Annotated in this window: 17 protein-coding genes and 1 pseudogene; 7 read left to right on the plus strand and 11 right to left on the minus strand. The window is 52.5% G+C overall.

The genetic code is table 11. The features are described from left to right. The first annotated feature begins 277 nt into the window (after positions 1–277). On the plus strand, positions 278–1,216 hold the full coding sequence (locus AB4N84_RS09830) for a hypothetical protein (protein ID WP_460046165.1): 939 nt from the start codon (positions 278–280) through the stop codon (positions 1,214–1,216). Positions 1,217–1,626: 410 nt separating this feature from the next. Here AB4N84_RS09830 and AB4N84_RS09835 read toward each other — a convergent pair whose 3' ends face one another. Next, positions 1,627–2,112, minus strand: coding sequence for a hypothetical protein (locus AB4N84_RS09835; protein WP_460046167.1), 486 nt, complete (start codon positions 2,110–2,112; stop codon positions 1,627–1,629). A 21-nt stretch (positions 2,113–2,133) separates the two neighbouring features. Continuing rightward, positions 2,134–3,120: a hypothetical protein gene (locus AB4N84_RS09840; RefSeq protein WP_460046168.1), complete on the minus strand. Its 987-nt coding sequence runs from the start codon at positions 3,118–3,120 to the stop codon at positions 2,134–2,136. Between the two features lie 697 nt (positions 3,121–3,817). Here AB4N84_RS09840 and AB4N84_RS09845 point away from each other — a divergent pair. Together AB4N84_RS09845 and AB4N84_RS09850 are read left to right on the plus strand one after the other, a co-directional pair. Then, positions 3,818–5,038 (plus strand): N-6 DNA methylase, encoded by a 1,221-nt coding sequence (locus tag AB4N84_RS09845; RefSeq protein WP_460046169.1) that lies wholly within the window; start codon positions 3,818–3,820, stop codon positions 5,036–5,038. Positions 5,039–5,101: 63 nt separating this feature from the next. Continuing rightward, positions 5,102–6,100 carry an SIR2 family protein gene (locus AB4N84_RS09850; RefSeq protein ID WP_460046171.1) on the plus strand — a complete coding sequence of 333 codons (999 nt, stop codon included), beginning with the start codon at positions 5,102–5,104 and terminating at the stop codon, positions 6,098–6,100. Positions 6,101–6,136: 36 nt separating this feature from the next. Here AB4N84_RS09850 and AB4N84_RS09855 read toward each other — a convergent pair whose 3' ends face one another. From AB4N84_RS09855 to AB4N84_RS09865, 3 genes are read right to left on the minus strand one after another with little or no spacing between them, the layout of a single operon-like run. After that, positions 6,137–7,105, minus strand: coding sequence for a hypothetical protein (locus AB4N84_RS09855; protein WP_139214176.1), 969 nt, complete (start codon positions 7,103–7,105; stop codon positions 6,137–6,139). Then, positions 7,065–9,074: an ORC-CDC6 family AAA ATPase gene (locus tag AB4N84_RS09860; protein WP_460046172.1), complete on the minus strand. Its 2,010-nt coding sequence runs from the start codon at positions 9,072–9,074 to the stop codon at positions 7,065–7,067. The genes AB4N84_RS09855 and AB4N84_RS09860 overlap by 41 nt, the downstream gene beginning before the upstream one ends. A gap of 5 nt (positions 9,075–9,079) precedes the next feature. Then, the gene (locus AB4N84_RS09865; RefSeq protein WP_092406688.1) at positions 9,080–9,988 is read right to left on the minus strand and encodes a phosphoribosyltransferase-like protein; all 909 of its coding nucleotides are present in this window, start codon (positions 9,986–9,988) and stop codon (positions 9,080–9,082) included. A gap of 249 nt (positions 9,989–10,237) precedes the next feature. Between AB4N84_RS09865 and AB4N84_RS09870 the strand changes: the two genes are divergently transcribed. Beyond that, on the plus strand, positions 10,238–10,396 hold the full coding sequence (locus AB4N84_RS09870) for a hypothetical protein (RefSeq protein ID WP_175500159.1): 159 nt from the start codon (positions 10,238–10,240) through the stop codon (positions 10,394–10,396). 169 nt (positions 10,397–10,565) lie between these two features. Here the strand turns inward: AB4N84_RS09870 and AB4N84_RS09875 are convergent, their stop codons facing one another. From AB4N84_RS09875 to AB4N84_RS09900, 6 genes are all read right to left on the minus strand, one after another. Further along, on the minus strand, positions 10,566–10,766 hold the full coding sequence (locus tag AB4N84_RS09875) for an IS66 family transposase (RefSeq protein WP_460046174.1): 201 nt from the start codon (positions 10,764–10,766) through the stop codon (positions 10,566–10,568). Positions 10,767–10,864: 98 nt separating this feature from the next. Beyond that, positions 10,865–12,070 carry a hypothetical protein gene (locus tag AB4N84_RS09880; RefSeq protein WP_460046176.1) on the minus strand — a complete coding sequence of 402 codons (1,206 nt, stop codon included), beginning with the start codon at positions 12,068–12,070 and terminating at the stop codon, positions 10,865–10,867. A gap of 292 nt (positions 12,071–12,362) precedes the next feature. Next, positions 12,363–13,235: a hypothetical protein gene (locus AB4N84_RS09885; protein WP_460046178.1), complete on the minus strand. Its 873-nt coding sequence runs from the start codon at positions 13,233–13,235 to the stop codon at positions 12,363–12,365. Between the two features lie 213 nt (positions 13,236–13,448). Beyond that, entirely contained in the window at positions 13,449–14,288 is an 840-nt protein-coding gene (locus AB4N84_RS09890; protein WP_460046179.1) for a hypothetical protein, read from the minus strand. A 169-nt stretch (positions 14,289–14,457) separates the two neighbouring features. Further along, on the minus strand, positions 14,458–15,273 hold the full coding sequence (locus AB4N84_RS09895) for a hypothetical protein (RefSeq protein WP_460046181.1): 816 nt from the start codon (positions 15,271–15,273) through the stop codon (positions 14,458–14,460). Positions 15,274–15,802: 529 nt separating this feature from the next. Further along, positions 15,803–16,219 carry an SDR family oxidoreductase gene (locus AB4N84_RS09900; protein ID WP_460046182.1) on the minus strand — a complete coding sequence of 139 codons (417 nt, stop codon included), beginning with the start codon at positions 16,217–16,219 and terminating at the stop codon, positions 15,803–15,805. Between the two features lie 3 nt (positions 16,220–16,222). On the opposite strand from AB4N84_RS09900, the pseudogene AB4N84_RS09905 reads away from it, so the two are divergent. From AB4N84_RS09905 to AB4N84_RS09915, 3 genes and pseudogenes are all read left to right on the plus strand, one after another. Beyond that, positions 16,223–16,654, plus strand: a pseudogene (locus AB4N84_RS09905) (efflux RND transporter permease subunit); the annotation flags it as partial. Continuing rightward, entirely contained in the window at positions 16,652–16,891 is a 240-nt protein-coding gene (locus tag AB4N84_RS09910) for an antibiotic biosynthesis monooxygenase family protein (protein ID WP_460046982.1), read from the plus strand. The pseudogene AB4N84_RS09905 and the gene AB4N84_RS09910, both read left to right, overlap by 3 nt. Positions 16,892–17,325: 434 nt before the next feature. Next, positions 17,326–21,144, plus strand: coding sequence for a hypothetical protein (locus AB4N84_RS09915; RefSeq protein ID WP_460046184.1), 3,819 nt, complete (start codon positions 17,326–17,328; stop codon positions 21,142–21,144). Positions 21,145–21,353 lie beyond the last annotated feature (209 nt).

Below are 21,353 nucleotides of genomic sequence, written 5' to 3' on the forward strand. Positions count from 1 at the left end.
TCCAGCCGGTGAATTCAGGACGTACATTAGCCTCTATGCTACTCCAGCCTCGGCCGAACGGAAGCTCGCACTTAGATCACCAGAAACGGCTGAAATCTTCACGGCAGCGAAATCGCTATAAGGCAAGGCTTGCGGAGATAAAAATCTCGTCTTGGCTGTTGAGATCAACTGATTATATTATTTCGGTGTTCTCGCGAACTCTCGAACCGAAGAAAGGCCACTGCACCTGAATCAAGAATACTTCTGACCGTTCATCCATCAATGCACTGGAATAATAATGCAGGGTATAGCTGACAAAATTCGTCATTATCGCAAAACTTTTCGACCACCAGTTCTGTACGCGCTGACTTCATCAGCGCTATGGTTATCGGTGCTTCTAGCCAGCATAATTGTTGGCTTGTTATTTTTTGATTTATACGTACGAATAGCAGGCCATGGTGAATTTCTAAACTCTGGCGATCAGGCCCTACTCTTGCTATCAGAAACTGTAATGATCGGAGGGATGTTGCAGACCCATCTACTTGGCACTGAAAAGCGGTTTCGCCGTCTCAACCCCACCGTCAGCCGTATCAACATTCGTACGCCTCAAACTTTCGTAAAGCGAGAGAAAATTGCATGCATTAGAAAAGTGTTCAACCATCAGGAAGACCTGCAGGCTCTTGCAAAACGCTTGGTAGAAGAATGGGAGTGGCGGCAGGAGATAAAACTACGCTCAAAAGACCCACTGTGGGTTCGCGCTATCGGTTTCTTTACGCTACCTAACCCATCAAATTTTGCGGCGTACATGACAGGCCTTATCGCAGTCCTCGCTGCCATCATAATCACTACCCTAACCCCGGAAGCGCTATTTGGCTCAGTGGCAACGCTGCTTAGCGACATCTGGGCAAATATTCGCTTGCTTACCATAGTCGTCGTCCTGCCTGTTTCGCTATGCATCCTTCCCGCTGCAGTAATCCTGACCTCATTAAAAGAAATTTGGGTTGCGTTACTTGAGCGGCTAAACGATCAGTATCTAAGCCAGGCAGGGTTTTATCGGTTCATATCACAGCTCCTGGAGCTCCATGACCAAGGAGAACCCCTTTTGCTTCGTAAAACCCAAGCCTGGGCATATTGGTCCATCCGGCTAGGTACAGCTCCCATTCAAGATCTACGCAGAGTGGGGAAGCGTATCCGCCGTGGCATCTACCTCGCCAAGCGCCTATCAAATCGTGGTTGAAGGCGCACCCCTCAAAGAGTCGAAGTCGGCTATTCACTATCAATTATGTATATGAATATATCAGGCTCAGAACAGGCCAAGCAGATACTCATTGCGCTATACTGGCGCGCTTTCGCCAATTCGATAGGTATCACTAGCCCTAGCGAAACAGCCAAGCCCCCCTGCTACTAATAGATGCCCCATGGCACCCTACTGTTTCGGGCTCGGGCTGAGCGAGCGTAACCCTCTTCAAGTATGCGATTTTATGAGTGATGACGGATACACCACCGCAGCTCATGAGCACTCAACGCTACTCTAAACAGCCAGAATTAGCCGAACACCGGTGGCATCCTTTGCAAACATTTTGTAACTCCCACTCGCACCAACTCACGTATAAAAGCTAAGCACTCCAACAACAAGTTTAGATTATATCAATCGACTAGCTTGGCCGGCCTAACCTGAAGCCGCGCCTTCAGCGTCTTGGTGGCCGATTTAATTTCAGCGACAATATCTTTGGTATCATCGTCGTCTTCATTAAGTAGTTTAAGCAGTACCCAAATCGAGCTCAAAATAGCCCCAGAAGATCCGCTAAGTACCGCCACACCTACCCCGAGCACCGTCCCCGTGACCTTTAAACATTTTTTGATATCGTCGATCTTATCAGAAAAATCGCTAATACTCGCCGCAGCCCCCTTCAACGCGGCTATCGCCTGGACTGCATTATCACCTAATATTTCAATTGCACTGGCATAAAGCTCTTCAGACTTCTGTAAATATCTGCGCTCAGTGTTGAGCGCCTCTTTCCGTTCGCCCCCATGCGGTAGGTCCTTCCTGAGCTTCCTAACTCTTTCAGCCATAGCCCGGTAGGAATCAGCCAGAGATATTACAACTTCTGAAGTTTCATCTTTGCTTGGCATGTCCATATCCTCATCAAAATATTAAGATTTTAAATTTCTTATATTTTCCCGAACATCTTTAGACTTTTCATAGAAATCTTTAACCTGCTTGAGCATCTCTTCTCGGCTAAGCTTTCCGAAGTTATCTTTGAGGGACTCATGTGCGGCGCTCATGGCATCACACGCTTCAGAAAACTTTGCCAACGTAGAAAGCTCTACATCTATAGCTTTCTGTTCGTTGACCAGCTGAATTTGAGCCAGTCGGTATGGCAGGCGAGCACCAGCGGACAAAGCACCTTCTTTAGTCGAACCATGGGCAAGATCCGGATTTTCTTTGATTAGGCTTTTTTCTAGAAGGGGGGCATAACTATCATGGGCGTAAGCTGGAACATAAGACAGGTTATATAGCTGCTTAACCAAAACATCGTTCTGCTCTTTCACATCTTCTAGCTGCTTGCGATATATACGATCGGAAAACGTCTTCATCTCGCTCAGAACATCTTTCAGAGACTCATTATTCGCCCGCAACTGTTGCTTAATTTCCCTTTCAACGAAATAATCCACCGCTACCTCTGCGGCACTTTTCAACAGGTTTGTAGTCGCAACGATGCTCTTATCGCTAACCTTTTCGCCCCCTCCCTTATTCAAGAGACTAACCTGTTTTGAGACTGTATCGAGATCAGAGTCAAACGTGTCGCTCTTTATACCTGCCAGTTTCCCGAGAGATGCAGCGTATAAACCTACAGCATCAGATAGAGTATTTAGTGTTTTAACCGACTTTTCAAAAGACGTACAATCCGCTTCCTTAGCAGAATTATCTTTTTGGGCATCGTACCAGCCGTCGCTATCCATATTCATGTATATGTATTTTCTCTGGCAGACACTTCTCAGATTGGAGGCATAAGAGTCGAAGGAGGAGGTAAGAACCTTTGCGGACTCGGCAAAGGACTTCACGGGATCTTTGTTGGCGCACCCCACAAGAGACACTAGTATTACAGAACCTATAACAGCCTTGTTTTTATTAAGCATGTTGCGCTCCCTGGCATTCCGTTATTGGTGAATATCTATGGCAGAGCATGACCTTCACCAGCGAGCGCGAAATACGTAACTCGATTTATCGAGCCAAAACACCAGGGCCCTGCCAATGCAGGATCATCGAAGGTAAGACAAGACCAGTTTTGTCGCATTGGCAAGTGAGTTCCAACCCCATCGACTGGTGGCAGACTGCGTTCGCCTATCGCAGCAATCTGTCTCAACTCACCCACGATTGAACGCAGGGTCGTTAGCCAAGAGACTATTGAGCCACGCCAAGCTGGGCAGACCGAATGACGGGGACCATCGCATCAATCATCAACGCCAACGCCTGTGCCCCTTGCTCCGTACCATCCCATGCATGTCCAAGCGCGCGTCGGATGGCGGGGTACTCCGTGAGCTCTGTGATGTCGCGTATTATGCCAATATTGGCATAGCTCAAAGCGTTTTCTACCGCCGGAGTGATGGTCTTTATGTGCCCACTCAGGAATTTTGACAAGGTGTACTGAGGAACACCAGAACGCCTGGAATACTCGTTGACTGAGATTCCAAGTCCAGAAATGTGGCGTCGTAACTCATTGCGGGCAGCAAGCAGTTCGACTGATGGTTTCGTTGCGATTCTTGGCATAGGTAGGTACGATAACAACTACGCAAGATCCCAACAAGCTCTCACTCACTGGGAGGTGGAAGAGAGATGAAGATTCATGATGCGGGTAAGCGCTACCGAGCAGTGGCGAACACGCGCGCGCGCCTTGGCCAGGTCATGACGCCTCAACCGCTGGCGGATGCCGTAGTGTCGTTGATGGGAGCGCGGGGCGGGCGTTGGCTGGAGCTCGGTTCAGGCTCCGGCCGCCTGGCTGAAGCTGTCAACACAGGAGCTTCACCCGCAAGCTATCTCGGTATCGAGATCGAGCCTGACATGGTCGCACTTAGCCCTGCCTTTCCAGGATTCAGCTTCGTGCAGCAAGACGTACTGGCGGTTGATGGTCTTGCACAAGTCCTGCAGGTGCCGCAGTTCGATCACGTCATCGGCAACCCACCTTATGGCATCCACGGTTTTTCTGCCGAAGCGACCTCACGACTTCAAAAGCTTTGTCCTGAGCTAGAGGTGCAAGGCAACTGGGCCCCGATCGACCTGTACTTTGTTCTTGAGTCTCTCTCCAGACTCAAACCAAGCGGATCGGCCGCTTTCATCGTGGGAGCGGATATACCCTGCGGCATCCAAAGTCAGCGCTTTCGGGAAATGCTCCTGGAGAAAGCATCTGACGTTGAGTGCTATGAGCTTCCTACAACAGCATTCGGCGGCTATACCGAGGTTCAGGCGTACGCGTTGATCGCGCGCTACGGGAAAAGCCGGGCTAGGCATGTTTCGCTAGGGCGCCTGAATGAGCAATTCGAAGTGACAGCACGGCGGCGCGTGAGCCGTGCTCAGGCAATGGTGAGTATGGATCTGGGCAGCCATGAGTTTGCCGAGATCGACGCCGCGCTACGCCAGTCTAGCCATGGCATGACCATGAAAGACATGGAAGTGTCGATCGTACGAGGCAGCCGGACACGTTCACAATTCTCCCAATTGGGCGTCGCCCATTTCCACACATCGGATTTCCCCCGATCTGGAATGGAGATCTCGTTTGAAACCGCCTCATCTCCAGACTTCCAGCAGGCAACCGTAGGAGACATCCTGCTGCCAAGGGTTGGCACTCGCTGTTTAGAGCACAAAGCTGTGGTGGTGAGTGGACAGGCGCCATATTCTGATGCTGTTTTCCGCGTGCGCATGCCGGCTAAGCATCAGGAACGGGTTGTACGCTGGATCACCAGTTCGGAATGTTCGGCATGGCGTCGCGGGGCAGCCCGGGGTGCGTGCGCCAAGCATCTGACCGTATCTACATTACTGAGTATGCCGGTGCCTCACTGACAGGCCGCAGGAAGTCAGTACCCCGGGTGGAACGCCTCCCCCACTGTGACTATGAAGGGAATCATGCACTGTCTATTGCTTGGGAACGGCATTAACCGCGCGGCGCTGCAGAAGGACTGGACGCAGATACTTCGAGAATTGGCTCGCCAGTTTAACGCCGAAGATCTAACACTCCACCTCGACAAGAAGCCGCTCTCTATGTTCATCGAGGAGTTGTGTGCTCGCTCGGACGGGCTCTTCAGGGACACCGAACACACAGTCAAGGCAGCGTTCGCTGCCCTCCTTGAGCAGATCTCGCCGGTCGAGGCTCACGAGCGCATCTGCAGCCTCTTCAAAGTGATCATGACCACCAACTATGACTTCACGATCGAAGAAGCGCTTGCAGGCCCATTACACCACTCAGCTTTCCTCGCACCCGAATTCAGATACAGTCTTTTCCGTCGACATCGCGCGGCGGGAGTGGACGTTTGGCATGTCCACGGCGACGTGGGAAGACCTACATCAATGGTGCTGGGATTCGATCACTACGCTGGATCACTGCAGAAAATTCGCAATTACTTGACCGATGGAATCGAGGTCAAAAAAGCTCGCCACAAGGTCTCCTCCCCGGTAAAGAACGGGATTTTCGACTTCACGGCCTCTCGAGAGATTTATTCGTGGGTGGATTACTTCCTCAGAGACCATATCCATATCGTGGGCCTGGGTATGGATTTTACCGAGATCGATCTGTGGTGGCTGTTACTGCATAAGCGGCGACGTCTCCACCAAACGGGCAAGGTATTTTTCTACCACCTCGAAGCCGGCAATCAGCCCGCCGAGACACCGATAACATCCTTGCTACGCTCATTTAACGTCGAGATTATTCCCGTGAGCGCCCCGACTTGGACTGAATGTTATTTGGCGGTCGCAGATGAGATCGAGAGGCGGATTGCACAACATCCGCTCCATCTCCCCATCCCGCTCCGCTTCGATTGGGCATCAAAAAACTCGATCAGCTTAGCCAGGTGGCGGGCACGAAATGGGCCCAGGCAAAGCACGTTGAAATTCCCAGAGCAGCCCTAGCAGCCTTGCGCGAAAGCAGAGGCTAGACGACATCCTTTAGTTGATATCGACCTCATACCAATGAACGCAGTGAACGCCAGTGGTGCGTCCCTTCTTTCGGCGAGGATGATCGAACACGACACGGGGTCGCTTCTGCGTCGCACAAAAAAGAGCGGCACCAATAGCCATCGGCTTGGTACCAAAAGGCGACACAGTCAGGCGATTACATTCACTGCTACCCGTCAACGCGGCGTGTGCCTTCACGAGCACTTCGTAAGCGGCCTTGGGATTGTTCGCGCCACAGAATTTAACACCGGCTTCGGACGTTTCAAGCAATCGACTATTGGCCATAAGCGCCTCCAGGTCCCAGGAAGCCTGAAACGGAGGGATTCCGAAGACGATTGTGACCTTGCGGATAAACTGCCCATCATCCTCGCTCAAAGCACGTGTAAGCCGCCCTCCCTCAAATCCAAGGAATGCCACCAGGTGAACGCGGTCGTTATTACCTAGCATGCCTACGAACGGCGGGATTGGGTGTTGAACAAATCCACTGCTCAGATCGAACGCAGTGCCATTTACCGCCGGCTCTTCATATGCACGGCGAACATATTCCTTGGGCTCTACATATAAGAAACCAACCCGAGGGCTCTTCGCGCAAAACGAGTACGCGTGGAGCAGTAGCGCGATTTCCGAGAAGTCCAGAGTGGTCGCATCGATCACAATCGACGTGGCACTGAAATCTCGTGACAAGTCCTCGAGCTCGGCATCGTTCGCCCGGTATCTCTTATCACCAACCTCAAGACAAAACGTATCCGGGTTGTAGCGCACGCGAAAGCTTTGCTCGCCCAGACGAGTAGAGCGCTCCACCGAATAAGCGCTCCTATCATCCAGGTCATCAGCTCCCGTGAACGCGATATCCACGAGCGGCAGTTGCCCCAGTTCTTGCTCGCTGATCAAATCCTGTCTAATAAATCGCACCATAACCTCAGAACAGGGAACCGGTTTTTTTAGCGGTTTCTTCGTCATCTTGCGAATCAACCAACTGCCGTACAAGCGATTCGAACTGGCTGTCGGAATGGGTGAGCATCGCGTCCAGCTGGGGCGCAGTGAGCGTGATTTTGCGCCGCTTGCGGTAACTGATCTTAAAATGAGGGGCATAGATGGGATTCAGCACCAGCTCATACTGGGTAACATCGTATTCAGCTTTGTCCTTTGTCCCCTTCGACTCTGCAAGCACCGACCAGATTTTTGCCTCACGGAGAATTTTCTGAGCGGCGTCAGACAACTGGGTGGTATCCGCGCGGTTGATCGAGAAATGATTGATCTCCGGCTCGCTTTGGCTCCGTCGCTTGTTGTAAGCCTCAAACAGGCTGCCTAAACGACGTGCAAAGTCCAAGAGCCGGTCCCCGTGAGGGCCTAACTGAAGCACGTCCTCGAACATGGCGTCGGAGACATGCACCGCCGCATTGGCCTGGGTATTCAGGTCGATGCAGAGCGGACCACTGATCTCTTCTGCTGAGCGACGCTGGTACGCCTGCAGCAGGGCATTGTGGCAGAGCTCTTGGAAGAACCTGAGGTTGGGGGCTGCGATCTTGCAAAACCGTGAGAAGCCGGCGTAAAGGATATTTGGCCGCTTCGGCAGCCCGGCGTACAAGTGAAAGAGACAGCCATACAAATTGTTATCGACCCACCCGCCGGTCTTATAGAAAGAGTCGGTCTTGGATTTGCCCTTCTCAACAACGTCCAGGAAGAGCCTTACCGTTTCCTTCCCGGATTGACTCTTACGATTGAGGATTGCACCTAGCACAACGCTCGCTTCGGGCACGAGCTCACTGACCAGATCCTCAGCGCTCACTGTACCTTCCAAGCCTTGAAACTCGAGGCCTTTTTTGATCATCTCAACCACGCGTCGTCGCAGCGCCGAATCCTCCAGTGCTAGACGCGCGATTTCCGGTGCCCGCTTCTCCGGGAAGATCTGCTTGGTGTAACCCAGCACATCCTGTCGGTAAGACTGCGTGCTTCGGTACTGCAAATGAGCGATGTCATGTAACAGTTCAGGCTTGAACGCCGGGCAGGAAACTGTCACATCCGCTTGGCGCAGCCGAAACAAGAATAGCTCTGCTGCCAACACCTCAAAATCGTTGTCATTCACCATCAATGCTTCAATGTCGATGGTGCGGATGTCGTGCATTTCAACAACCCGCTCTTCCCCGCTGGTTTTGAAATCTGCTACGGCCTCGCGCTTGTGGGCAATATGCACCGCCATCCTGGGGCCTGGATGCTTGATGGCGTCACAAACAATTTCACGATGCCGAGGTAGCAAGTTTTCGAACTCGTCGATGAACACCCGGAATGCCAATGCCTTTAGACGAGGCGAGTGCTTTGCAAGATCATCCGCGAGCGCAGTGATGATCGTAGTAAAGTGCACAAACACTGGCGTTTGGCAGCGTCCTGGGTTCCGCACCCAAAGGTCGAGCTCCGCCAAGCGCTCATCAACAAACTCGGCCAAGGCGTCAACTGTAGGCTCCGCGAGTTGCAAGAACTTCACGAGCTTCGAGCCTAGCTTGATGTCGATAAGCGGTAGAGGGCCTTGACTCAGATTACCGGCGCCGCTGATGTTCTTTAATGCCTGACAGACCTCTGCCAGCAGGCAAAGCGTCAGGTAGTGCGAGAAGGCCACGCCGTCCTGCTTATTCCCAAGCCACTCGGGCGTGATGAGGGAGCAAAAGCCAGTATCAGGTCGGAAGTAGAGACCGACATGCGAAAACTCGTCATCACCGATTTCAGCCCTGTGCGAGCTGAAGGACGAACCATGGCAGAAGTACCGCAAAAACATGGTTTTCCCGCATCCCCGACCACCTAGCACGCGTACAGACTTGCTGTCTTTGAATATGCTTATGTGCTGAAAAAAAGGTGGGACAATGAACTCCTGAGAAACGTCAGGAGGCAGATTGTCCGCTCGGTTCTTCAAAAACGCGTCTGCAATGGCCGGCATCGAGGTTATCTCGTCAGCAGATTTTGCCAGTTCTCTGAGCTAGCCCAGAGCACCGACAATGAGTTGTTGGGCGTTGAGTCTTCAAATCCCAGGAGCAGATCAAGACCATGTCTGGTGGTTTTTGGGATGCCGCGCTTGCCGGCGAGCCGGTCATAAAACCCACGAGCATCGGCTACGGTATTGATTTCATCCACCGCCCAGAGGCCGACCTTCTGGCTTGATTCACAAAAGAACTGGTGGCGCTCGGTCAGGATTTCGATAGGCAGAACGGTTAACCAGGGACAGCTTTCGCCAAGCTTCCCCAGTCCCTTCTCGAACGCAACCAGAGGACAATAGACGAGGTGGACCTCTGACTTCTCCGCAAGTACATGCGTCTTGGCAAAGGTGTCAAATTGCTTGCCCGTACCAAGCATGTCATCAAGGAATACGACACACTTCACGTGCGCCGGCAGATCGCCCAAGGCATCGGGCCTCGTAGTGATGCTTTTGGGGATTCTCGCTCGACGTTTGTAATGCCGGATGACCACAACACCACTTTTGCCGGTGTCGTGCTGCCTGCTGCCATCCACACCCACGAATCGGATGAAGTGCGCCGGATCATCCTTTTGGATGGACTCCAGGAAGCTCTCAATGTCGTCGTATGGAAACAGGCCTTTTTGGCGCAGATAGGTGGGCAGGACGCAGTTGAGCAATTGATCGATTGAGCTGTCGATCATGCTCTTCGATCTGAAGGTGAGCCTGCCCAGCACGCACGCAGCAAAATAGCGCTCTTCATCTGTCCTGAAGTTGGCCAGCCAGCAGTCCAGCGTCTCTTCGTCGATCCCTGTGACGATTCTCCGCTTCAGCAGCATTCGAAACCGCTGCTGCACCTCAGAGAACAACGACTCGTGTTTTTCGGGGACATGAAAACTCATGAAGCATCCTTTGCTATTACCCGGAAACGCTCCGACGCCTTATTTCAAATTGAAAGCGAGGCTGGCCATCTGACACCTGCGTATCCCTGAGATTTGCATAAATCCCCAGCTGGACGCAACCGTCCCATCGATCATCGCTGCCTGTGGCGTCCCTACCAGTCCTCACCTGCAAAGTATTTGTGCCGACGACCGCTTGACGAGGTGCTCTTAACATAATTAAAAATGATGTTCACCCTTCATAAACCCCAAATGACCAAACTTAAAAACTTCCTATCCACTTACAAAACAAAAATCATTGGCGCAACCATTGAGGCGATCATCATTGTCAGCCTCAACCACCTCCTACCTCCGGCAATCAACGAGGCAACCGCTCAGATCGTCTCACTCGCAATCATGCTGACTCACTGAAGATGAGCCACCAAGCCCATATGGCTTGGTGGCCTTCTCAACCGCAAACAGCGGAGCAAAGCCACCGGCTTGACGGCACGACTGCTACACACGAGAAATAAGCGTGGCTAAGGGTGGCTCGATGGATACGAGCCAGAGGGCTATTAATATTTTCGTCAGAGATAAACCACTAGATAATTGCCGCGAAGCACACTAAAAAATCTGAATCATAGACATAAGCGCGATGGTTTTTGCGGCGAGCGCAAGCATCTGCACCGGCGTTTCCTTCATCAGTATGAGTTACACCATGTTCGAGAACAGCATCATGCAGCGCATCGGCCAGTGGCTGTAAATACATACCACAGTTGCCGACCCATTTCGTCAAGGTCAAGCACGCCTCCGAAATGATTTCATTCGTTGAAGGTACTGGCTTTTGTATGGTTATTTAAAAAGTGAGCACATGGTCGTCGCGCTCACTTTAAGCTTGTCCTAGTAAGAATACTGCGCGTCTTGCATCATGTCGTAAATAGTTGACATGCGTTTGGTGTCCTTGAAACGTTCGGCAGTCAAAAGCTCTGTCAGAGCACCACGCAGAAAATAGTTAACAGTAACGTTTTCATTGGACATTTCCTTGTCCCCGCCATGAACAATCGCAGACCGCATTCCGTAGACCTTTTTTGTCAGCTTCGCAATGGACTTCCTGCTATTAACATCTTTAGCGACGATAAATGCAAAGAGGTCGGCAACGTTTTGGCCAATACTCTTCTGGAAAAGAGCGCCGTCATTATGCGAAAACAAAACTTCCAGTGCTATGCAAGTGTAGAGGATCGAATTTCGCATGTCCTTGGTAGAAGCCGACTCACCAAGCGCCAAGGCTGTATTCAAAATCCGCGCTTCCAAATCCTGCAGCTTTGCACCTGCATGCTTGCGTTCATATAGCCCCCAGACCTTTCCTAGTTGCTCACGTGATATGAAGAAAGGATCGTTGACTGGAATTTTCTCTATCGTCTTGGTCCGGATATCCGCAGTCGACATGAATCCATTGCCATCGCGAACCTGGTACGAGTTGGTGCTCACATACATCAGTTCATGGGACATATCCGGCTTCAACGGAAGTCCGGTCTCAATCAGTATGCTCTTGTCTTGCTTACCAGCCAGAAACACGATCAGCTTCCCAAAGTTGAGGAAAGCATTCTCTGCCTTTTCATAAGCAATCTCCTTGTCGTAAACATCGCTTATGACCGTGCTGATGTACATGCCGTTTTGGTTTGCCAGTGGTACCTCTAGATTTTGCAAATATCCGAACTTAAAGCACGCCAGCTCAAATTCTCGTACGTCGTGGTCTAGGCGAATCCCAGAAATCGGAACCGTGACAGTCATCGACGTCGACTTTTGCTCCAAAAGCTCAGCGAAGAATGCCTCCGCGGAAGCGGGAGCGTCTCCGGTTCGTTTAATTTTTGGCAGACGATCTTCAATAAATTTGTAAATGGTTTTACGGCTAAAGCGACTGGCTATCGTAGGGTTATCGATTGCCAAAAGTTCAAGAATTATAAAATATTCACTACTGTTCGTTGTCACGACTGAAGTGCCGTCGAACGACGTCCAAGATTTGTAAGACTCCTCCTTGACCAATTCTGCGGTATCAACAATCTTCAGGAGCTCCATCATGGCGCTCATTTTTTCCGGAAAAGTCAACGCAGTACTCCTTTACATGTCATCTTTTAATAGCCGTTCACTTGCTTACTAGGCTCTCGCAGTAAATCTAGCACCAAGCATTACAAGTTGTCGCGGCGTAAATATCTCAAATGGTTCTAAACCGCCAAATTGGTGACGCGCCCGGTGCAAGAGCGATTCTCGTTGACAAAGGGCAGGAAAAGCCGAGCGTCACGCATCGTTCAGAAGCGGCTTCAACGATATGGTTATCAGAAGAGCGCATCCAGAACGAAGAGCTCGAAACGGCTGCACTACCCTGGAGAAAGACGGTCGTCTAGGGGCTGGTCATCATCGAACGCAACAGTGCCTGAACGTTTTCGAAAACGTATCCACCGGACTTATTCGTCTTACTCTCCTCCTTTTTGTCAGAACCGTCAGTGACGATCCCTGCCAGAATCTCAGAGAGGTTGTGAAAATGCCCAGTCTTCTTCTTGGCCGGATCGACATCTACGCCACCTGTTTGCTGCAATGCCGCCTCTAGCGTCAAATGCTGTACCAGCCATTCCGTTGTCGATCTCTCCTCAGGACTCATCCCTTCCAAGAAAGCCAGCGCTGCTTGTGCTCGTCCAACGGGATCATTGGCATAGGGGTCTTTCCAGTTTTTCTGCTGATCCGCCGGGCCGCTGTAGTAACCCGAAGCAAGGCACTCTTGCTGGCGCATCAACGCACTCGCTGCGGCCTGTTCCTCCTTACTGAACTGGCCCCCTTCATTAGTCGCGATTGCATTGAGAGAGCGGCGGTCCAGATCACCCATCACCGAGTTACGGTCAGTATCTGTCCCGTCGTAGGGTTTACCGCTGTCGTCCATGAGAGCGTATTTCTTATCAAGACGCTTGCGGGCATCATCGGCGACCTCAGCAAAGGACCTATCCTTGGAGCTGGAAACGCTCCCTGGTTTGGTGACACTCAGGGCCAGTGCGTCCGAACTCATTCCCGGTCGTGATGGAAAATAAGGTGCGTAATTGGAGATTGAATTGCTGTAGTCAGTAGACGTTTTTGAAAGGCTAACCGTGTCGGCAGAGCGGGTATGTTCGGTTGCAAGATCGTCGTCTTGTGGTACTTGGGTCGTGTCAGCGACTGTTTTTTGCTTCACGTTAGACGTGCTGACAGATGACGAAGCAGCGGACGACGTCGTGGTAACGTTCATGTTTCTTCCTTGGCTAAACGGGTTCGGGATGACGGGCACTCCTTCGCACCACGCTAGCGGCTTAGCCTCACTGGATAAACCATCTCACGGGCGTTTCTGTGTCTCTCGCCAAGCGACAAACATGAACCCATTCCACCAAGCGATCTCCGATCAAGCACCCAGGTCACGCACACGCCTTACAACCGCCAGTAGGCATCCCTCGAACCTACGCTGTCATTTTCTTAGTTTCACGGAGAGCTGAGTAGAAAGCAGAGCCAGGTTGTTCATGTCGTAATGAATGAATCGGATGTGCCTCAGATCAAAAGGGATATCAGCCGGATCGCTGGTCACTATGATTACTTCCTTACCCCATGCATGCGCGAGCCCCAGTTCGTAGAAGACGTTGGGATTTTTGCCCGAGCAGTCGAATATCACGACAGCCGACCGATCGATGAGATTGGCTACATCGTCGATGACAGCGGGATTGATCCAGGTATTGTCCGCCCGTGTGCACGCGAGTTGATTTGCGATACAGGCGTTCTGAATCGCATGAAACACGGGAGTGTATGCAGGAGCGAAAGGCATCATCACGGACACCAGATTTCGTTGTATCTGGGGGTGAGCCGGCATTCTGAAAACATTGGGCGTGCGGGTTGGAGGCTGCACTTCGGTGTAAAGCACTCTGAAGAGATCCACGTCTTTAACCGCCCAGTGATTCCTATTCATTTCAGTCAACGATTTCCCACTGGTGGAGATGTGCAGATGGCGTGCGAGTCTGGTGATTTCCTCCATAGCGATAGGGGGTACGCCTCGTTCGAATACCACCTCGAACTCAACATCACGTCCCCGTCTTCTTGGATTCAAAACTCGACCGACTCTGGCAAATTGGGGTTCTACACCTTGGAGCTCAGGCGAAAAAAGCGTCGGCAGTCTGCTCAACGCTTCGAGATCTGCCCCGCCGTTGGTCGTGAATGTCTGTTGAATATCTGCATCTGTGTGCTCGAAGACGCGAGACTCAGAGATTGACTCCAGTCCTTCCTGGTAACCCACGTATTGCATGATCAGGTTGTACATCCGGACGTCCCTTTCTGCTGTAGCTCGTGAACCGCGCCAGCGGAGCGGCAGTTGCTGCTTATGCTCAGCAGCACGATATGTATAGAACGCAGCGGTGAAAGGTACCAACTGGCCATACGATAAAAATGGCAAACCGCTGGAGCTTGAGCCTTAGAGCTTGGCTAACTGTCTACGGACTCGCACGCCCTGAAGCTCCCGGCCCTGAAGATGCCTGCTTCTTTTTGCGGCTTAGCTTTGGCCAAGACACGCCCGACGTCAGCTCCTCCTGAGGACTCGCAAGTCCCGGTATCACTTTACTTGCGGTCAACCATGACAACCCGAATGCAAACAGCCCGGCCTGTTCGCCGTAGAACACACGGTGAGGAATGGAGCGAACAATGGGTATCCACTCACCCAGGACTAGAACAACCAGAGATGCGATCATCAGCCATCCGCACCCCGTATAGACCTTCATTCGGCGTCTCGCTTCTTTATGAGTTTTGTCCTTCTGATATTTTTCCTTGGCACGGCCGTGGAAAATGCGGCAAAACTCGGCCAAAACCAAAAATAGAACGGCGGCTGCGACGTAATGGACGTGTGACATCCGGCCCAGTGCATCAGCCTGAACACTAAGAAGTCTCCAAAGGACTACTGGATCGCTCGAAGTCGTCTGCGCACAGTGACACGGATGCAAAGCCACCCCCATTGCAGCGATAGCACCGATCTTGCTCAGGTACTTTTCCCACCGACTCGCCCCGTTGTAGGCAATCAAGAATGCGGAAACCGCGAACAGCGATCCGACAAAAAAGTCCCGTGCCCGCCCCCCTTCGAAATAAGCAGCGCTAATCGAATCGATGTCTTTTTTGGAAAGAGTAGCGCATAGGGAAGCGAGCCCGATGGCTATGAGACCCACCAGAAATTTAAGCGTGCGTTGATCAATGTCGCTAGGTTCTGGAGTTGTTTTCCCCTTCGCACCAGCCCTTAGCGGTTTGCCCTGATTGCTCATAATAGGTCCCTCTTGAACGCATCATTTCAAAAGTCGCAAGGGCACTTCAGGTGAGCGGTCACATCGGGTGACACGATCGGCCTATCTCTCCAGACTCGTTAGAGTTAGCCAAAACTCGAAGTTCTACCTAGTGCAGGATCGATTGTCGCCGCTGACATGCAGATCGTGGCAAGGCAGCCACAAGCATCCGATGACGGTTTGCACGGTCCAACAGAGCCACGTCGTGTGACGGCCCATGCATCGGTTGCGTTCGAGTTAGGTGCTGAACCAGACCTCTCGGCTACTACTGGAATACAGCCGCCGCGAAGTCAGCAATAGGTGTAGCACAGCCCCGCAGTTTCGTAGCGCATGCAATGCACATTCACTGGGGGCTGTAATCAACTTACTCAGGGCTTCGAGTGCGAAATTCTCGAAAGAGAATCGATGAGGCTCCCCTTTAGAACGCAACCATCTCAGCGCGAAGCCTGACGATAGCGGAGTCCATTTCTGGGTGGCCTCAGTCGAGAATTTGCATGTCGACCTCGACGGATCAGGCGGCGAATCCGCCGTCGATGGTATGCACTGCTCCGGTCACGATTGCCGCGTCTGGAGAAGCGAGGTATGAGACCAGGCCAGCGACTTCATCAGCGGTGGCATGCCGCCCGATGGCCATGACCCCGTGCATGAGTCCACTCATGGGGCCATCGGCAGAATTCATGTCTGTGTTGGTGGGACCCGGCTGCACCAGGTTCACAGTAATACCCCGTGATCCGAAGTCTCGCGCGAGCCCGCGCACCATTCCCAGAAGCGCGGATTTGGTCATGGCATAAGCGGAGCCGCCGGGGAACGGCACGCGATCACCATTAACCGAACCGATGACGATGACGATGATTCGTCCATTTGCAGGCATGTTCCGGGCAGCCTCAACAGACGCGTAATAAGGCGCACGGATATTGACGTCGATCATCTGATAGGCGTCTTCCCCCCACCACCGGTTCTGGGCCTTGGCACCTTGGGTGGTTTCAAGATGCAGATCGAGGATCGTGGCTCGCTTGGCTATGACGCGTTAAACGCTGCTACACAAGCATTCCTCGCCAAGGCGGCGAAAGCCCCAGAGCTGGGCCCATCGTTCTCGATGTATCAGGTCAATGTTCCACAGTTGAACGTCGAGCTCGATCGTGTGAAAGCCAAACAGCTGGGTGTGTATGTGACCGATGTCTTCGACACCATGCAGATCTACCTTGGGTCCCTGTACGTCAACGACTTCAACAAATTTGGTCGTGTCTATCAGGTGCGTGCTCAAGCGGACGCTTCGTTCCGTGCAACGGCTGAAAACATCGGCTTGCTGAAGACCCGTAACGACAAAGGTGAAATGGTACCGCTGTCCTCGCTGATCAAAGTGGAGGGGCCGCTTTCCTCGCTGGTAGACACCCTTAGAAAAAACCCGGGATGTGTTTCCTATAGCGCTGTTCGCAGCCACTCCCAGCCCAATCTGTGGATCGTGACCGGGCTGTGGGAATCAGGCCCGACAATGGAGGAACACTTCAGCCACCCAGCCCTATGTGACGTGATGAAGCTACTTTCTTGGGATGCAGTCAGCAAGATTGCCGCCAGTGGTTTTCTCAAATCAGAAGGCTGAGCAGTGCTCTATTTTTTGCCGACTCCCCCCTCAAATGAAGCCCCTTGTTTGGGCGTATACACAGGCATTCAAACAGGTATCTTGATCATTCGGGCCGTGCCTATCCAGGAGGAAATTAAATGAAAAGTGCCCAGAAGTTGGCAGCATGGAGTGCAGTCTTTCTACTGACAGATGGGAAAGTTGTGTGCCGTGGCTGCGAGCAATCCCAAATGCTCGCCGACGACCCAATACCCTTTCCACATTTGCCAGATTGCAAACACCGCCAAGAGCGATTCGAGCATCCCTGGGCCTCGCTTCACAACATCCTTGATACTGCCAGAGGATGAGCCTCGCTGCTGTTGCTGAGCTGCTTTGCACTTTTCGTGCACAAGGCGGACCTGCTTACACAACCATAAAATGAAACCGATAAAGAGCCATACAAAAGGAAGTGTTAGATGGGAAAGAAATCTCGGGAAAAACGCGAGCGTAAAGCCGCGAAAGCAACTCTGGGTCCGCTACTATGGCCCGAGGGTTTTGAGTCGTTGTTCGGGCAGGGCGCACCCGCTCCAGAGATCGATGTAAAATTTCAGCAACGTGTTGAACAGACTCGCCAGGTTTTCTTGCGTTACAGACGCATGGATACAGCGCTGGCCCTTTGTGCATCTGATCTGTGGCCTGCAAATGTAGCGAGCCCCGTCAAACATATGTTCGCGTGGGCGGTTCTGCTAAGAACCGAGGACTCGGTTCCTGAAGCATTGCCCATCGGAACCTACGAAGAGTTCGAGAACTTCGCCAAGGCGCTTTATGCAGTTTGGCCGGAGTTTCCAATGCTTGAGGATTTCTCTCCAGAAGCGGACTGGGGTCAGACCAGAGTAAAACTGGATTCTGATTTCGTACCCATATTCTACGGAAGCTCCATTGAGCGAATTCCGGACTTTGTAGAAGCGTTCCGCATCTCTTATGCGGGCGTCGACAACGCTCAGGTCGACATGGACCTTGCCATCGCAGCACAGGCTCATATCATTCAGTCGATACCACATTTAGCATCCGCGCCACTGCCAAAGCCTCGAAGTGGATACGTGGAAATCCCATCGGAAGAATTCTGGCTCAGCGTTCGGCCAGCGATCCTTCAGCTTGACCGAGGCTTGGTCGAGCGGCGCATCCACGCCAGCAAAGAGCTTAGTACGGACTTTGGACCGTTAGGGGATCCCCTCACGAGCGATGGGTTTGGCAATGCAGTGATGGAGGGAACCATTCTCCCATTCATCGGCGTGACCGACGGCGAGCATTGGGTCCCCATTTCTGTACGAAGTATGCCAGGCGTCGTGATCGATCATTGGGCTTCACGGGATGCCGCCCCCTTGGGGGAGTCAGTTCACAAAATGCTTGGCCGCTTTGTTGCAGCACGGTTTAGCCATACCCGTACCGGCCCATTTACGTTGGTAATTGACGAGAACCACATAAGCGAGCTTCCGATTAGCTGCCTCATCTCAACCGAATCAGGCGTTTATCTGGTGTGCGCTTGCGACCATCGCTCGTATCCACAAGCCTCTGAGGCCTCACGGCGGGTATATGCGGCGCTGAACCGGAGCAGGCGCGTTTACTTTGTGACGACTGACGGACGCGAATTCACCATAGGGCCCGATGAGGATCACACTCTCACGGCTGACGATGTTCGAATTCTGATCGTGCTTACCCAGTCAGATACGGCATTGGGGATGATAGAACCCGCCAAGCTACCCGCGAGGCTTATTCCACTAGCAGACTTCATTACCATCGTTGATGAATTGGATGGGCCAGATGATCTCGAGCCATTTTGGCAATTTATAGACGGCCAAAAGGGAATGTTCGGCCCGTTGTCCAGTGGGATGGCCGATCTTTTCGCCTCGTACAAGGACAGTCATGGAGTTTTGGTAGACGGCGCTATGGCGCCCACCATGATAATGCTGGACACCAGTTGGGGGTCTTCAAGACGCTTCAAAGAACTCTGTTCATTTTGGGAGGTTGCGCCAAGCAAATTTCCGACGGACTCTGCAGCCTGGCGATTGTCGCCCGCAACCGCTGGCGTCACGAGAATGAATTCGCGAAGCTTGCCGTTGTTCGGATTTTCATCCCAAGCTGGGTCTTGCACAGTCCAGACCGTGGTTCATATCTCCCCGCATCTGCAGATTTTGGATGGGCGGATGCTTGAGATGTTTGCGCACCTCCTAACAGATCAATTCTTTAGGCACAGCGACCTGCTTTCAGAGCTTCCATTGCTCGAACAGCCGCATCTGGTGTTTAGTTTTGGAGTCCATTCTCATGACACAGTCCCGCCTGACCAATCGCCAGAGCCCCTCGCAGCGTTCCCCGCTGTTGTCCTGTCAGCGTCGCGAATTGAAGCCCGCCCCCACAATGTGCTGTTGAAAGTAAGCACCCGTGCGATATTGGCGGGCCTGAACGGCGCCACGGACGCGACTTTTGAGGTCAGATGCCTCATTGAATTGCTCCAACTCTGTCACCGTGAGTTTGGTTTGTCGCTTCCGGAAGGGTTAGTCGAAGCGCTCCGAGCCAGAGCATCTGCCGCAGCACGGTTCCATTTACAGCATGCGAAGCGTCTTGTGGATGTGCCTGACTATGCAGATCCCGTCATTCCATCCCCGATGGACTACAAGCTAGCTCGCAAACACTTGGCAGTCGCGATGCAAAAGTTGGGCTTCAACCCTGGCCGATATGAGCTCAAAGAAGCCAAGTCCAAGATTGATGCTGGACGAGATTTTCTCCGTGGCCGTATCGAGGGGCTACTTGCTTCGCTAGACCAGCGCCAGCTCGTACAGCACTGCATCGAGCAGCATGATGCCCTCATCGCCGCTGAGAGATTTACAATTCAGAGAGCCCAGCAAAGTCTTACGCACGATGTCGAGTACGACCGCTTTGAGGCCGTGGAAAAAGCGCGTAAAGACCTTGGGTCTGCCGCCCGCCATTACCGATACCTGCTGGAAAAAGCTCTAAGCTCGAATCGCCAAGGCTCGGGGCAGGTTTCAAATGAGACCCTACGTGAGCTGGTAGGACTGGTCGATTGGTACAAGGTCCTGGCTGACGCCGGCGACGTGTTGCACACCGGTGTCGACGTTGGTGGCATTGAGATCGACGACTTCTATATTCCAGAAGTTTTCTATTCAACTGACTCAGGTGAGAGAGGAGAAAAATTCGCGCGGGAGTATGCCAAGTCTCGACTGGGTATCGACCTGAAAGGTCAAGACGAGGTGGTCGGCCCTTTTGAAGAGCTACTTGCTGGCGAAAAACTCCGTGAGGCGTTCAAACAGGACTTGGGGTTCGAACTGCAGCACCTGCTCAGTGCGCTGGCGATCTTCTCGCAGCCGGTACAACTTGGTTTGGCGGACGCCCTCGCGCTTTCGTACTCAGCAACTGTCGAAACGATAGCGCAGCTTCTGATCGAACGTATCGAAGGCCTAGGAAGCTCAGAAAGCGTCGCGATCCTAGAGTTTTTGACGTTATCTGGCCCTAATATTCTTCGCCTCGCGGGGCGGGATGTGGACGAGGCAGAGGTGCCCTATTGGGAGCACAATAAAAGGGTTCACCGATACACGATTCGCCCATTGATAGTTGAAGGGAACTCTCTTCGATGGGGCGCAGAGACCGCCAGTCGTGCCCTGAATATCTGGAGCTCCTCCGTCAGAGATGGATACCTTCCCGCCGATTTTGCATGGCCGAATGTCGACCCCTTAATCAGAAACATCAAGGAAGGAATCGAGAAACGACTCGAGGCACGGGCAGGAGAGGTGATTCTCAGGCATACGCCTTACGTGGTTTGTAATCTGGATTTTTATCGCAGATTCCGCAGCGAGCGATTTGAGGACGTAGGCGACTTTGACGTTTTTGCGTACTGGCCAGACACGGATACGCTCCTGGTTGCGGAATGCAAATACAACCAGCCGCCACATTCGATGAAGGACACCCGACGACTCAGAGATAAAATCTTTGGCAAGAGCGAGGATGACCGGAACGGCCAATTCAGTCGGATACTGCGCCGAAGGCAATTCCTTCTACAAAACAGATCCCGATTGCTGGAGCTTCTTGGATGGAAGGCGCACGAGGGCACGCAACCGCGCAACCTGGAGATCTATGTCAGTCGAGCGGTCTACTACTGGATGGTTCATCCGCCCTACACAGTCCCGACCGCGTTTGTGCGAGTTGATGCTTTAGACGCATGGGTCGCACAACAGGTAGTTGGGCAGCCTGTGATTACCGATGCCGCACCAACCTCTGACTGAATCCGCGCTTGAAAGCTTGCCGGCGCAATCGCTGCTGGCAAGCTCTATCTCCACGTAGCAGGAAGCGCTTCCTCCCTGAAACCTCTCCCGGCTGTACACCGCTTCTCTACTGGCGGACGCGGGTACTTCTAGGCGCCAAGTTGAGAGATCGCAGCACGTACCTGAACAACTCTGAAAAAATTTTGCTGGGGTACCGACACATCGGTGCA

Source organism: Pseudomonas sp. S2_H01 (genome assembly GCF_054668305.1).